Source organism: Rhodococcus pseudokoreensis, from assembly GCF_017068395.1.
GTDB lineage: Bacteria > Actinomycetota > Actinomycetes > Mycobacteriales > Mycobacteriaceae > Rhodococcus_F > Rhodococcus_F pseudokoreensis.
Genome location: NZ_CP070619.1, coordinates 7,403,235 through 7,417,245, shown reverse-complemented (window position 1 = coordinate 7,417,245; position 14,011 = coordinate 7,403,235). Strand labels below are relative to the sequence as shown.

Sequence of the window (14,011 nt, the reverse complement as noted above, 5' to 3'; positions counted from 1 at the left end):
AGGGGTGCGACGAACCCGAACTACTGAGTTCATGAAGGAGCTTGGGCGATGGCGCGTCCGCCGATGCCGCCCGGAACGTGGGGGCACATCAAACGCACGCAGGTCTCCCCCGGTCGATGGTATGCCGACGGCCGCTGCCGGGCCGAGAACGGCCGCACCCGGCGAATGCGTCGCTACACACCGGAAGGTGTGGTCGATAAGACCGGGGCCGCGGCCGAACGGGTGCTGATCGCCGCGCTCCGGAGCGCGTGCGAATCGACCGGGGATCTGGACGGCACAACCACGATCGACGAGCTCTGGGCGGCGTACCGGGTAGGGCTCGTCGACGCCGGCCGGGCGCCGCGGACCCTCATCCGGTACGACGAAGTGGCCAAATTCATCTCCGCGCAGCTCGGCGGGTGGCGGCTGCACGAGGTGTCGACGCAGATGCTCGAAACGTTCCTCCGGTCGGTCGCCGAAGTGAACGGCGCCGGCAACGCGAAGACAACCCGCTCGGTGCTTTCGGGGATGTTCTCGATGGCGACTCGGCTGGGTGTGGTGAAGACGAATCCGGTTCGCGATACCAAGCCGCCGACTTCACTGAAGAAGAAGCCGACCCGGGCGCTGGAGCCGGAGCAGCTCGCGAAGCTGCTGACCGACCTGCGCGAGTCGACGATCCCCTGCCCCGCGGTCGGCAAGGGCGGGGTTCCACTGCCGTCGAAGTACCGGGTGCCGACCGTGGCGGAGTACTGCGCGAGCGTGGATCTGGTCGACGTGATCACGATGTTCGCAGCGACCGGCGTCCGGACGTCGGAGCTGATCGGGATGACGTGGCCGAACTTGGATCTGCAGACGAAGACGATCACACTGTCGGAGAAGGCGACGCGAGTGCCCGGTGTCGGGTTGGCGTTGGTCAGCCGCGATGACGACCCGAAGAACACGCACCGGACGCTGGCGTTGCCAGACTTCGCGGTGACGATGCTGCGAGCCCGGAAGCTGGCGATGCCACCGAATGCGCATCAGGTGCTCTTCCCGTCGTCGGCCGGCACGATCCGGGACGCGGATGCGCTTAATGTGCAGTGGCGGCGGGTGCGGGCGGCGCTCGGGTTGGACTGGGTAACCGGGCACACGTTCCGGCGGACGGTGGCGTCGCTGCTGGACGAGTCGAAGGTGGGTGCCCGGATCACGGCGGACCAGCTCGGGCACGCGAGCCCGTCGATGACGATGGACAAGTACATGTCTCGGGGGAAGGTGCGGCCGGAGGTTGCAGCGATTCTCGACAGAGCCGTAAGGCAAACAGCGTCGACGGCGGACGAGCAACAGGGGCTGGCGGAGTAATCAGCCCTCGCGATAAACCGACCGTTAGGCTTGTGACTGGCTATGTTCCAGTTCATACTGAAGAGTGCAAACCCTCAGGGAGCCGATACTGCACCGACCAGCACCGGCTCATACCTTGACGCGGTAGGCGAGCGCCATGGACTCGCCCACTCCGCAACACCGCTAACTTGCAGCTTTCGGATTAACCCCGTGGCGATTGTCCGGCGCATCAATCATTTTGCAGGACATCATGACTGGACAACGACATACAACTGGTGGCTTCGCTAGTTGCGTCCCGTTGCTCGTTGCAACATTAGCGCTATTACTCCCCCTCACGGTGATGCTTGGATCGCGAGCCCCAGCCCAGTCAGCGCCCAGCATTGGATCGGTGATGGCCTGCGCTCAATACGAAAACGGCGAGTTCGTAATCAAGCAACCCATCGCGCTCAATTGGACTGGTGGATCGCTTGCAGGAGACACCGATGACGGTTGCACGTCATTCGACAACATTATCGCCAATGCCAATTACTACGTAACTCTCAACTTCAGTGCCGGTGACTGCGTAACTGGACCGACGTACCAGTTCACTGGTCAGTCGAAGTCTGGTCTCCTCCTTCCGGAACAAACACTGAACCTTGGCTGGGTTGAGGTTCGACGGCAAGTTGTGTGCCAGCCGTAGCAGCCACAGGTAACCGATACACACCGTATATCCACTTCACCCACCAGCAGGCATCATGAACAATCAACGCTCCTCTAGCGACGGCTCCCAGGGACATCGGGCGTGGCGGGCGGCGACTATCACCGCCGCGCTCACCCTTCTACTCAGCTTCGTCTCAGGCCTGACCGCCGACGCCCAAGATCTCGGCAGGGTCGCCTTTTGCGCGCAGTACACAACGGGGGCGGCCGTGCAGAATCAGCCTGTCACTCTGATCGGCGGACCAGAAGAGCGGACCGGAGACACGGGATCCGGCTGTACGAGCTTCTATCGGGTCGTGGCGAACTACGAGTACTCCGTTTCGATCTATTGGACGGTGGGGGACTGCTTCGCAAGTGATCAGCATGCTTTCAAGGGCGTCTCACAATCCGGAGCCCTGTACCCAGGTGATGTGCTGGATCTCGGCATTGTTGTCGTGAACGACGTGATCGCATGCGAGGCACCTCGGATCTATTACTACCCGTAGACATGCGCGCCAAAGTGGAGAGTAAGTGGAGAGTACGCGCCTCAACGGCGTTGTAACGTCCGCATTGACCAGCCAGAACAGCGATTTGCGCCTGCGACTCTCTTGGTCGCAGGTTCGAATCCTGCCGGGGGCACTCATTCGACCCAGTCCTGGGACGGCGAAAACCCCCGATCACCTGCACAGTCAGGGAATCGGGGGTGCCGGCAGCGGGGCCTCGGGTCACTCCTTCAGGAACGCGAGCAGGTCGGCGTTGATCGTCTCCGCCTGAGTGGTGGGCATGCCGTGGGGGAAGTCCTTGTACGTCTTCAACGTCCCGTTGGCGAGAAGCTTCGCGGACAGAGGTCCGGCGTCGGCGTAGGGAACGATCTGGTCATCCTCGCTGTGCATCACGAGCACCGGCACTGTGATCTTCTTCAGGTCCTCGGTGAAATCGGTCTGCGAGAAGGCGACGATGCCGTCGTAGTGGGCCTTGGCACCGCCCATCATCCCTTGCCGCCACCAGTTCTCGATGATCGCCTCCGAGGGCTCGACTCCCGGCCGGTTGAATCCGTAGAACGGCCCCGACGGCAGGTCGCGGTAGAAGACGGAACGGTTAGCCGCGAGTTGCGCCTGCAGGTCGTCGAACACGGCCTTGGGCAGGCCGCCCGGGTTCGCGTCCGTCTTCACCATCAGCGGCGGCACCGCGCTGATCAGTGCGGCCTTCGACACCCGGCTCTCGCCGTGTCGCGCGAGGTAGTGCGCGACCTCGCCGCCGCCGGTCGAGTGGCCGACGTGGATGGCGTCGTGGAGGTCGAGGTGTGCGGTCAACTCCGCGAGGTCGTCGGCGTAGTGGTCCATGTCGTGGCCGTCGCCGGTCTGCGTGGAGCGTCCGTGCCCGCGCCGGTCGTGGGCGATCACTCGATAACCGTGCTGGAGGAAGAACAGCATCTGGGCGTCCCAGTCGTCGGCCGACAGCGGCCAGCCGTGGCTGAACACGATGGGCTGACCGGTTCCCCAGTCCTTGTAGAAGATCTCCGTGCCGTCCTGCGTGGTGATCGTGCCCATGAATGTGCCTTCCTTGACCGCTCCGGGAATGACGCTGATGAGGACGGAATTCAGTACATCAAACTTCGGTATGCCGTAGGGCTGCTTCGACCGGCGGCGGTGCTCGCGTACTCGCGCGTAGCAAACCGACTGATTAGTCTTGTTCACGCATCGCCCCAACCCGACGGGGCAACGGTGCATCGGGACCCGCCACTTTCCTCCGCGAGTGGCGGGTTTCCCGACCGTCCGGCGTCAGCTCTGCGGTGGAACCTCGAACACCAGCAGCGTGCTGGTGGCGGTGGCCACGAGGCGGCCCTGCGAGTCGGTGACCTCCCCCTCCGCGAAGGCGATCCGGCGGCCCGCCTTCTTCACGACACCGGTGGCGCTGAGCGCCCCGGAGTCGCGGGTCGCCCCGCGGATGTAGTTGACCTTGATCTCGACCGAGGTGTACCCCCACCCCGCGGGCAACGTGGTGTGCACAGCGCAGCCGGCGACCGAATCGAGCAGCGTGCACACGGCGCCGCCGTGGATGGCACCGATCGGGTTGTACTGCGATTCGTCGGGATCGAGTGCGAAGACCACCCTCCCGGGCTCGGCCTCGAGGAACCGCAGGTTCATCAGGCTGGCGATGGGCGGCGCCGGAATGCTGCCGTCGAGAATCGACCGCAGGTAGGTGAGGCCGTCGAGTTCCCGGGCCTTGCGCGCCGGACCTGCCGGGTCGTGCCACTCCACGATCTTCGACCGTGTCTCGCCCCACTCGCCGGCGTCCGGCAGGCTCTCGACGGTCGACACTTCACCGTTTCCGAACGCGTTCACTATGCGGCTCCCCTCTGCGCCGGCTGCGGATAGAGGACGTCGAGGTCGCCGGACAGCGCCGCCTTGACGGTGCGGGTGGTGTCGTCGGCGAGCACCTCGTGCGCGCCGGACTCGATGCCGTCGAAGGCCAGTCGCGCGACGTCGGCCGCGGAGATCTTCTCCACGTCCAGGCCGCTGGTCATGTCGGTGTCCATGTAACCGAGATGCAGCCCGACCACCTGAATGTTCTGCGCCGCGAGTTCGGCGCGCATGGCGTTGGTGGCGCTCCACAGGGCGGCTTTCGAGACGCTGTAGGAGCCGCCGATCGCCAGCCACGACAGCACGGAGTGCACGTTGAGGATCGCGCCACCGCCGTTGGCGGCGATGATCGGCGCGAGCGCGCGCGTCACGTTGAGCGGCCCGTAGAGGTTGGTTTCGAGTTCGCGGCGCATCCCGTCCAGATCGCCCGTGAGCGGCGACTCGCCGACAAGGATTCCGGCGTTGTTGATCAGTACGCCGAGATCCCCGACGAGTTCGGCTGCGGCGTAGACCGATTCGGGGTTCGTGACATCCAGCTGAATGGGCACGACCCGCGGGTGCCCGTCGATCGTGGACGTGTCGCGCGCCGACGCGTAGACCGTGCGCGCTCCTCGTGCGAGCGCCTCGGCGACGAAAGCCCGCCCGAGCCCGCGATTGGCCCCGGTGACCAGCACCGTTCGATCTTGAATCGTGGTCATGACGACCCCTTCGAGGTGAGTAAGTCTGCTTTTCCAACTAACTATGTCGACGACAATAATCCCTATCAGTTGGAAAACACAACCCTCTATGATGGAGAGCATGAGCAACGGCGACACCCAGCCAGCAACACCCGAGATCGTCATGGACCGCATGCCCCTGGCGCCGAGACCGTGCGCCATCGCCGCCACCATGGAATTGATCGGCGACCGCTGGTCGATGCTGGTGATCCGCGAACTGTCCTATGGAGTGCACCGCTTCGACCGGATCGCGGGCTACATCGGCGTCTCGCGCGACATCCTCACCGCGCGACTGCGCAAACTGGAGGAGGTCGGCGTCATCGAACGCAGGCAGTACTCCGAGCACCCGCCCCGCTTCGAGTACCACCTCACCCCCGCGGGCGAAGAGCTGCGACCTCTGCTGCTCTCCCTGTTCCAGTGGGGCAGCAAGTGGGCCGTCGACGAGGCTCCGTCGGTGCTCGTGCACGAGTGCGGGCACTCGCTGGAACTGGAGCACCGTTGCGCACACTGCGGCGAGGCGGTCGAGAACACCACTGTCGCAATGCATTCCCGCACACCTCGACGGGAACCCTGACCTGCCGACACGGCCCAATACAGGACGTCCCGACACCGGTCTATAGTTTCCGATGTAAACGTCAGGTAAAGAAGTCCTCACATGTAAGGCAGGGGTGGTCTATGTCAACGCGCGACCGGGTAGCAGAGATCTACGAGCAGGTCCGCCTGCGGAACGCCGGAGAACCCGAGTTCCACCAGGCCGCCGCGGAGGTCTTCGAATCGCTCCAGGTCGTGCTCGAGCATCGTCCCCACTACGCCGATTCCGGACTGATCGAGAGGCTGTGCGAGCCCGAACGTCAGATCATCTTCCGGGTGCCGTGGGTCGACGATTCGGGCAACGTGCACGTCAACCGCGGTTTCCGCGTGCAGTACAACAGCGTGCTCGGCCCCTACAAGGGTGGGCTGCGGTTCCACCCCAGCGTGAACCTGGGAATCGTGAAATTCCTCGGGTTCGAGCAGATCTTCAAGAACGCCCTCACCGGGCTTCCGATCGGCGGCGGCAAAGGCGGCTCCGACTTCGACCCCAAGGGCCGTTCCGAGGCCGAGATCATGCGCTTCTGCCAGTCGTTCATGACCGAACTTCATCGCCACATCGGTGAATACACCGACGTCCCCGCCGGTGACATCGGGGTCGGCGGACGCGAGATCGGCTACCTGTTCGGCCAGTACAAGCGCCTCACCAACTCCTACGAGTCGGGCGTCCTCACCGGCAAGGGACTCACCTGGGGCGGCTCGCAGGTGCGCCGCGAGGCCACCGGGTACGGCGTCGCCTATTTCGTCGCCGAGATGCTGAAGACCGCGAACAGTTCACTCGACGGCAAGACCGTCGTCGTCTCCGGTTCCGGAAACGTCGCGATCTACGCGATCGAGAAGGTGCACCAACTCGGCGGAATCGCGATCGCGGCCTCCGATTCTGCGGGATACGTCGTCGACGAGAAGGGCATCGACGTCGAACTCCTGAAAGAGATCAAGGAGGTGCGGCGCGGACGGATCAGCGAGTACGCGGACACCGTGCCGCACGCCCGGTTCGTGCCGAACGGTTCCATCTGGGATGTGCCGTGCGACGTCGCACTCCCCTGCGCCACCCAGAACGAACTCGACGAAGCAGCAGCCAAGACGCTGGTCACGAATGGTGTGCAGGCGGTGGCCGAGGGCGCGAACATGCCGACCACCCCGCAGGGCGTCCAGGTGTTCCGCGATGCCGCAGTGGCATTCGCACCGGGCAAGGCAGCCAACGCGGGCGGGGTCGCGACGTCGGCACTCGAGATGCAGCAGAACGCATCCCGCGACTCGTGGGGCTTCGAGTACACCGACGAGCGGTTGGCCGGGATCATGCGCGGCATCCACGAACGCACCGTCGCCACGGCCGCCGAGTACGGCATGCCGGGTGATTACGTGCACGGCGCGAACATCGCCGGTTTCGTGAAGGTCGCCGACGCCATGATCTCGCTCGGGGTCATCTAGCAGAAGCGAAAAGGTGGGGCGCGTCCGTCGCCGGCCGCGCCCCACCCCCGGACAACGATCGTCAGTCGACCGCCTCGTCCTCGCCCTCGTCTTCGCGGGCCTTCTTCGCAGCCTCGCGCATCTCGATACCGTCGGACACCCAGTCGCCGATCTCCCGGGTGACGTCCCGGACGGCGCCCGCAATGATCGTCGCGATCTGGCCCACGTGTGTGGCCGCCGACTCCGTCAGTTCCTGCACGGTGTCCTTGCGCCGCTCGAACTTCCCCACCATGTTTTTCGCCTCTCAGGCTGCAGTCTTCTGCCGCTCGACGATAACACCGGGAGGGGTGTCGGACGAGACGAGACCGGGCGGCAGTGCGAACTTGAAGATCTTCGCCCACACGGAGCCGATCTGCTTGAAGAAGCCGCCGGTGTTGTAGGGCAGCCCGTGCTTCTCGCACAGCGCCTTCACGAGGGGGGCCATCTCCGGGTACCGGTGAGCGGGCAGGTCCGGGAACAGGTGATGCTCGATCTGGTGGGACAGGTTGCCGGACATGATGTGGAACAGCGGGCTCCCCTCGATGTTCGCGCTGCCGAGCATCTGCCGGACGTACCATTCGCCGCGGGTTTCCTCCGCGGTCTCGTCCTCGGTGAAACTCTGCACGCCGGTGGGGAAATGGCCGCAGAAGATGATGGAGTACGCCCACACGTTGCGGATCAGGTTGGCGGTCACGTTGCCGAGCAGGGTCGGGACGAACAGCGGCCCGGTGAGCGCCGGGAAGATCACGTAGTCCTTGAGCACCTGTCTGCCCGCCTTGCGCCACCAGCCCTTCAACAGCGGTTTGACGTCGCGCCACTTCCGCTTGCCCTGGATCACGTTCTCGGCTTCCAGGTCGTGCATCATGACGCCCCACTCGAACAGCATCATCAGGAAGAACGCGTAGACCGGGTTCCCCAGGTAGTAGGGGTTCCACTTCTGCGCCTCGTCGATCCGCAGGATGCCGTAGCCGATGTCCCGGTCCCGGCCCAGGATGTTGGTGTACGTGTGGTGCATGTAGTTGTGGGAGTGCTTCCACTGGTCGGCCGGGCAGACGGTGTCCCATTCGAACACGCGCGAGTTCAGGCCGGGTTCACGCATCCAGTCGTACTGACCGTGCATGACGTTGTGGCCGATCTCCATGTTGTCGAGAATCTTCGACACGCCGAGGGCGCCGACGCCGGCGATCCAGGCCGGCGGGAAGAAGCCGAGGTACATCAGACCGCGGCCTGCGACCTCGAATCCCCTCTGCGCCTTGATGATCTTGTAGATGTACTCGCGGTCCTCGGCGCCGAGGTCCGCGACCGTCCGGTCGCGGAGGGCGTCCAGTTCCCTGCCGATCTCTTCGACCTGGTCGTGACTGAGCACCACCGGGGCGGCGTTGCGGGGACCGTCGGCGCCGCCGACGAACGGGAGGAACGAAAGTGAGAGTCCAAACATGTCGGTCTCCAAACGTTGATGTCGGGTGAAAGTCAGATGTCGAGGGCGACGTCGCCCACCGGGACCGAGACGCACAGCTGAATCGCCTTGTCCGGGTCGGTGTCGGTGTCGCCGGTGCGGACGTTCCTGGTGCACCCCGATGTCTTCACCGTGGTGCAGGAGAAGCAGATGCCCATCCGGCAGCCGTACTCGGGATGGAGTCCGGCGGCTTCCGCCTGTTCGAGCAGCGTCGCACCGGAGTTGTCGGCGGTGACGCCGCTGGCGGTGAAGGACACCGCGCCACCGGCCTCCCCTTCCGCCGGGGTCGCGGCGGGAGCGAACTCCTCGGTGTGCAGACGGTCCTCGATGCCGAGTTCGCGGTACACCTCCCGGACGCCGCGCATCAGTCCGGGCGGGCCGCACAGGAACGTCTCGGCGTCGGCGTACCAGGGCGCGACCGCGTCGAGGTGCTCCTGACCGAAGAACCCGTGCAGGTGCCCGCCGGCCTCCTGGTCGGTGTACGCCAGCACGAGGGAGACGTTGGCGTTGGCGTCCGCGAGTGCGCGCAACTCGTCGAGGTACGCGACGTCGTTTTCGGTGTACGCGTAGTGCAGAAAAGTGATGCTTCCGACGTGCTCCTCGTCGACGAGGGTGCGCAGCATCGACAGAACCGGGGTGATTCCGCTGCCTCCGCTCACCAGCAGGAGCCGGCGAGGGCGAGGGGACGGAAGGGTGAATTCACCCGCGGCCTGAGACAGGTCGAGCACGAGTCCGGGGCGGGCCTGCGCGTGCAGATATTGCGAGACGAGCCCGTCGGGATGCGCCTTGATCGTCAACTCGACGTGTCCGTCGGTGGACGACTGCGCATTGGCGGGCGAGTAGCAGCGGGTGTGCCGAACCCCGTCGATCACGACTCCCACCTGCACGAACTGTCCCGCCCGAAATCCGCGCCACTGGCGGGTGGGGCGCAGCGTGAGCGTGACGGTGTCGGCGGTGGACCGCTGGACCCCGACGACTTCGGCGCGGAGGTCGCGCACGGTGACCATCGGCGTGACGAGTTCGAGATAGCGGTCGAGCTGGTGCGGAGTGGCCATCGCCTCGAACAACGACAGCAGCGAGAACCTGCGTCCCTCCGCCGGACGACTGGTGTGGGCAACTGACACGTCGGCCTCCTCCATTTGAGTGCACGGTTGTACACTGACAATAGTGTGACAGAGGGGGACAGGAACTTGTCAATCACAATGTGACCGCACGCACACTCGAGGTAGGGGTCGGATACGCATGCCGGACGACGAACGCGAACACCCGGAGGTGGTGGCGGTGCTCTCCCCCGCGAATACACTCACTGCCGTGAGTCAGTCGACCGGCGCCGAACCCGAGAGCAGGGCAGCGCGGAAGGAGCGCACGAGGAAGGCCCTCCTCGACGGCACGCTCGAACTGATGGCGGACCGCAGTTTCGCCGGCGTGAGCCTGCGCGAGGTCGCCCGCACCGCGGGAATCGTGCCCACCGCGTTCTACCGCCATTTCGCGTCCATCGAGGAACTCGGCGTGGTGCTCGTCGAGGAGGGCATGCGGATTCTGCGGCAAATGCTGCGCGACGCCCGCCGCACCCCGAGCACGAAGAGCGCAGGCGCGTCGCTCGACATTCTCGTGCGGCAGGTCCGCACCCACGAGGCGCAGTTCCGGTTCCTCAGCCGCGAACGCTACGGCGGCGTGCCGGAAATTCGCCGTGCGATCGCGACCGAGATGAAGCTGTTCGTCAGCGAACTCACGGTCGATCTGTCCCGCATCGACGGCCTGCAGTCCTGGGACCACGACGACCTGGAGATGGCCGCCGACCTGATCGTGTCCACCATGTTCGCGGTCGTCGTCGATCTGCTCGAGGCCGATCGCCCCGGGAGCCGAAGCGAGGCCGAGGTCGTCGCGCGCGCCGAACGGCAACTGCGCCTGATCATGCTCGGCATGAGCGGGTGGAATCCGGGAACGTAGCCGCGCTCTCGCCGTACGGTGGGGGCATGTTGTCAACCTCGGAACACGCGCACGTCACTCTCGGCGACCTGACATTCGACGTCACGATCAGCGGTCCGGCAGACGGGGTGCCCGTCGTTCTGCTGCACGGGTTTCCGGAGAGCGCCGCGTCCTGGGCACCCGTCAGCGCGCTGCTGAACGAGTCCGGTCTACGGACGTACGCACCGAACCAGCGTGGGTACTCACCCGGTGCGCGACCCGACGGCGTCGACGCCTACGGGATCGACCACCTCGTCGCGGACGTCGTCGGACTCCTCGACGAACTCGGCCTCGAGAGGGCGCATCTCGTCGGCCACGACTGGGGCGCCGCCGTGGCGTGGGTCGTCGCGGCGCGGCACCCCGACCGGATCACCTCGCTCACCGCCGTCTCGGTGCCCCACCCCGCCGCGTTCGGCTGGGCGTTGCGCGAGGACGCCGATCAGAAGGAACGCTCCTCCTACATCCGTCTCCTGAGAACAGAGGGCAAGGCCGAACGGGTCCTGCTCCGCGACGACGCGCAGGCGCTGCGCGCGATGTTCGGTGACGTCGTCCCGCCGGCACTCGTCGACGAGCACGTCGCGCTGCTCGGCGAACCGGGAGCGCTGACCGCCGCGCTGAACTGGTACCGCTCAATGACGAGCGACTTCGCGGAGACACCCGCCGTCACCGTTCCCACGACGTACGTCTGGAGCACCGGAGACACGGCGCTGGGCCGGGCCGGAGCCGAGCGGTGCGGCGAGTTCGTCGATGCGCCGTACGAATTCGTCGTGCTCGACGGCGCCACCCACTGGATCCCCGAGCAGCGTCCCGACGCTCTCGCGGACGCGATCCGCACGCGCACCGGAACCACACCGAACTGAAATCCACCGTTCCCCGCGGCGGGGCGTGCGTTCTGGTTTGATGGCACTACTCGTCTCGTGCACCCTGGGAGGGCACCATGAGTGGCATCGCAATCCTTCTGGTCGGCGCCGTTCTGTGCTTCGCCGGTGTCGGTTCACTCCACGTCGCCGTTCTCGCCTCGGGGTTCGGCCTCGGCTGGCTGCTCGCCGAGCTGCTGTCGCTGTCGCTCGGGACGACGTTCCTGTTCGCGGCAATCGGTGCGGTCGTGGTGTGGGTGGCCACCACCCTGATCTTCAAGTTTGCCGCATTCTTCATCGGGATCATCGCGGGTGCGGTGGTCGGCGCCAAGCTCAGCCGGGTGCTGCAACCCGAGGACGTCAATTGGATCCTCAGTGGAATCGTGATCGTCGCGCTCGCCGTCGCCTGCGGGTTCGTCGCCGACCGGTACCGGGCACGGGCTCTGCTGTGGCTCACCGCGCTCGGCGGCGCCAGCATGGTGCTGACCGGCCTCGGCATGGCCATCGGCTCGCTGAGTTTCCTCGACCAGCCGAACGAGGGGGTGCAGCAGTTCTTCGCGTCGCTGGTCTGGATCGCCATCGCGGCTGCGGGCTGGTTGACGCAGCGGCGGCTGTTCCCGGAGAAGCTCCGGATCGACGACAGTCGCGCGAGGCGCTAGTCGCGTTCGGGCGCCTTCACCACCGTCAGCGCGGCCAGCCCGATCGCGAGCACGATCACCAGGCCGAGGATCCCCGCCCGATCCGCCGCGAACCACCACGCGAACAACCCGAACAGGGTGGGCGAGAGGAACGACACCGCGCGACCGGTGGTCGCGTACAGGCCGAACATCTGACCCTCCCGTCCGGGCGGTGTGATCCGGGCCAGGAACGTGCGCGCGGACGACTGCGCGGGCCCGACGAACAGGCACAGCAGCAGTCCGAAGATCCAGAACATGGCAGGCCCGGACACCCCGATCAAAACGATGCCGACGACGATCATCGCGATCAGGGACGTCATGATGACGGTCTTCGGACCGATCCGGTCGTCGAAGCGGCCTGCGGTGAGCGCGCCGAGCGCGGAGACGACGTTGGCGGCGACACCGAACAGCAGCACGTCCCCGGCGCTGATGCCGTAGACGTTGACGGCGAGGACGGCGCCGAACGTGAAGACACCGGCCAGTCCGTCCCGGAACAACGCGCTCGCCACCAGGAAGTAGACGGTGCGCCGGTCGGCGGACCAGAGGTCGCGCAGATCCCGCCACAGCACCCGGTACGACTCGACGAAGCCCGCCTTGTCCGCACCCGGATCCGCGTGCGTGCGGGGCAGCTCGGGGACCTTCACCAGCACGGGGATCGCGAAGACCGCGAACCAGACGGCGGCCAGCAGCGCGACCATCCGGATGTTCAGGCCGCCGTCGGTGGTGAGCCCGAGGAATCCCCGAGTGTCGCCGTCCCCGGCGATGAAACCGAAGTAGCACAGCAGCAGGAGCACGATCCCACCGAAATAGCCCATCGCCCAGCCGAACCCGGACACCCTGCCGATGTTCGACGGCGTGGACACCTGCCTGAGCATCGCGTTGTACGGGACGCCGGCCAGTTCGAAGATCACCGAACCCGCGGCGAGGAGCACCAGCCCGAGCCACAGGTACTGATAGGAGTCGCGGACGAAAAACATCGCCGCCATGCACCCGACCGTCGCGAAGGTGAGGACGCCGAGCGCCCACTTGCGTCGTCCCGCGGCGTCGAATCGCTGACCGGTGACGGGGGCGAGCACGGCGATGAGGAAACCGGCGATGCCGAGCGACCACCCCAGCCAGGTGCTCGCGGAGATCGATCCCGGCAGGTCCTCCCCCACGGCGTCCGTCAGGTACACGGAGAAGACGAACGTGAGGATCACGGCGTTGAAGGCCGCCGAACCCCAGTCCCACAGCCCCCACGCGACAACCTGTCTGCGCGTCGCGGCCTCGCCGATCCCGGCCGGCGGACGAACGTCGGTGCTCATGCCCGCGAGCCTATGCGAGCAGGTGGGGAGTGCGTGCGGTCTGACGTCACGAAGTCCGGCTCGGGCAGATCAACTTAGTGTGCACTCAGTTGCATAGGCACCTCGTTGCATACATACTTCGGTTCGTGGCACTCGAACATGCGCTCCTCGTCTCCCTGACCGAGCACTCCGGCTCGGGCTACGAATTGGCGCGCCGGTTCGACAAGTCCATCGGCTTCTTCCAGAGCGCCACCCACCAGCAGATCTACCGCGTCCTCAAACGCATGGACGAGGCCGGCTGGGTCGACGCCGAGGTGGTGGCGCAGGACGGCCGACCCGACAAGAAGGTGTACCGGGTCAGTGCGGCCGGACGCGCGGAACTCGCGCGCTGGATCGCCGAACCCACCGAGCCCAATCACCTGCGCAACGAGCTGGCCGTGAAGATCCGCGCCGCTCGACACGGGGACGTCGCCGCACTCACGGCCGAGGTCGCCCGCCACCGCGACGGCCACGCCGCCCGGCTCGAGGTCTACCGCATGATCGAAAAACGCGACTTTCCCGCACCGGACCAGCTCTCCGGGGCGGCCCTGCACCAGTACCTCGTCCTGCGCGGCGGAATCCGCGTCGAGGAGGGGTTCGCCGACTGGTGTCAAGAAGTACTCGACGCGCTCTCACACTAAGGA

At 65.9% G+C, this 14,011-nt stretch carries 15 protein-coding genes; 8 read left to right on the top strand and 7 right to left on the bottom strand.

The features are described from left to right. Positions 1 to 48: 48 nt before the first annotated feature. Both JWS13_RS38975 and JWS13_RS38970 read left to right on the top strand, forming a co-directional pair. Entirely contained in the window at positions 49 to 1,317 is a 1,269-nt protein-coding gene (locus JWS13_RS38975) for a site-specific integrase (RefSeq protein WP_206010595.1), read from the top strand. Positions 1,318 to 2,030: 713 nt separating this feature from the next. Then, complete coding sequence (locus JWS13_RS38970; protein WP_206010594.1) at positions 2,031 to 2,477, top strand: hypothetical protein; 447 nt, start codon at positions 2,031 to 2,033, stop codon at positions 2,475 to 2,477. A 219-nt stretch (positions 2,478 to 2,696) separates the two neighbouring features. Here JWS13_RS38970 and JWS13_RS38965 read toward each other — a convergent pair whose 3' ends face one another. From JWS13_RS38965 to JWS13_RS38955, 3 genes are all read right to left on the bottom strand, one after another. Further along, on the bottom strand, positions 2,697 to 3,521 hold the full coding sequence (locus tag JWS13_RS38965; RefSeq protein WP_206010593.1) for an alpha/beta fold hydrolase: 825 nt from the start codon (positions 3,519 to 3,521) through the stop codon (positions 2,697 to 2,699). 231 nt (positions 3,522 to 3,752) lie between these two features. Continuing rightward, positions 3,753 to 4,316, bottom strand: coding sequence for a PaaI family thioesterase (locus tag JWS13_RS38960; protein WP_206010592.1), 564 nt, complete (start codon positions 4,314 to 4,316; stop codon positions 3,753 to 3,755). After that, positions 4,316 to 5,032: an SDR family oxidoreductase gene (locus JWS13_RS38955; RefSeq protein WP_206010591.1), complete on the bottom strand. Its 717-nt coding sequence runs from the start codon at positions 5,030 to 5,032 to the stop codon at positions 4,316 to 4,318. Before JWS13_RS38955 ends, JWS13_RS38960 begins: the two co-directional genes overlap by 1 nt. An 88-nt stretch (positions 5,033 to 5,120) precedes the next feature. Here JWS13_RS38955 and JWS13_RS38950 point away from each other — a divergent pair, with 88 nt between their 5' ends. Together JWS13_RS38950 and gdhA are read left to right on the top strand one after the other, a co-directional pair. Continuing rightward, positions 5,121 to 5,624, top strand: coding sequence for a winged helix-turn-helix transcriptional regulator (locus JWS13_RS38950; protein ID WP_124390093.1), 504 nt, complete (start codon positions 5,121 to 5,123; stop codon positions 5,622 to 5,624). A gap of 101 nt (positions 5,625 to 5,725) precedes the next feature. Beyond that, positions 5,726 to 7,069: an NADP-specific glutamate dehydrogenase gene (gene gdhA / locus JWS13_RS38945; RefSeq protein WP_206010590.1), complete on the top strand. Its 1,344-nt coding sequence runs from the start codon at positions 5,726 to 5,728 to the stop codon at positions 7,067 to 7,069. Between the two features lie 61 nt (positions 7,070 to 7,130). Here gdhA and JWS13_RS38940 read toward each other — a convergent pair whose 3' ends face one another. Genes JWS13_RS38940 through JWS13_RS38930 form a run of 3 tightly spaced genes read right to left on the bottom strand, consistent with a single transcriptional unit; the run spans position 7,131 to position 9,667 of the window. Next, a complete protein-coding gene (locus JWS13_RS38940; RefSeq protein ID WP_206010589.1) occupies positions 7,131 to 7,340 on the bottom strand; it encodes a hypothetical protein in 210 nt (69 codons plus the stop codon). 12 nt (positions 7,341 to 7,352) lie between these two features. Next, complete coding sequence (locus JWS13_RS38935) at positions 7,353 to 8,525, bottom strand: fatty acid desaturase family protein (protein WP_206010588.1); 1,173 nt, start codon at positions 8,523 to 8,525, stop codon at positions 7,353 to 7,355. Between the two features lie 32 nt (positions 8,526 to 8,557). Next, on the bottom strand, positions 8,558 to 9,667 hold the full coding sequence (locus tag JWS13_RS38930) for a ferredoxin reductase (protein WP_206010587.1): 1,110 nt from the start codon (positions 9,665 to 9,667) through the stop codon (positions 8,558 to 8,560). Positions 9,668 to 9,785: 118 nt separating this feature from the next. On the opposite strand from JWS13_RS38930, the gene JWS13_RS38925 reads away from it, so the two are divergent. The 3 genes from JWS13_RS38925 to JWS13_RS38915 all read left to right on the top strand — a co-directional run bounded on the left by JWS13_RS38925 (position 9,786) and on the right by JWS13_RS38915 (position 12,027). Then, positions 9,786 to 10,493, top strand: a complete 708-nt coding sequence (locus tag JWS13_RS38925; protein WP_206010586.1) for a TetR family transcriptional regulator — start codon at positions 9,786 to 9,788, stop codon at positions 10,491 to 10,493. Between the two features lie 26 nt (positions 10,494 to 10,519). Next, a complete protein-coding gene (locus tag JWS13_RS38920; RefSeq protein WP_206010585.1) occupies positions 10,520 to 11,371 on the top strand; it encodes an alpha/beta fold hydrolase in 852 nt (283 codons plus the stop codon). Between the two features lie 77 nt (positions 11,372 to 11,448). Further along, complete coding sequence (locus tag JWS13_RS38915; RefSeq protein WP_206010584.1) at positions 11,449 to 12,027, top strand: DUF4203 domain-containing protein; 579 nt, start codon at positions 11,449 to 11,451, stop codon at positions 12,025 to 12,027. Here JWS13_RS38915 and JWS13_RS38910 read toward each other — a convergent pair. Further along, complete coding sequence (locus JWS13_RS38910) at positions 12,024 to 13,349, bottom strand: MFS transporter (RefSeq protein ID WP_206010583.1); 1,326 nt, start codon at positions 13,347 to 13,349, stop codon at positions 12,024 to 12,026. The genes JWS13_RS38915 and JWS13_RS38910 overlap by 4 nt on opposite strands. A 125-nt stretch (positions 13,350 to 13,474) precedes the next feature. Between JWS13_RS38910 and JWS13_RS38905 the strand changes: the two genes are divergently transcribed. Continuing rightward, positions 13,475 to 14,008, top strand: a complete 534-nt coding sequence (locus JWS13_RS38905; protein WP_206010582.1) for a PadR family transcriptional regulator — start codon at positions 13,475 to 13,477, stop codon at positions 14,006 to 14,008. The last annotated feature ends 3 nt before the right edge of the window (positions 14,009 to 14,011 follow it).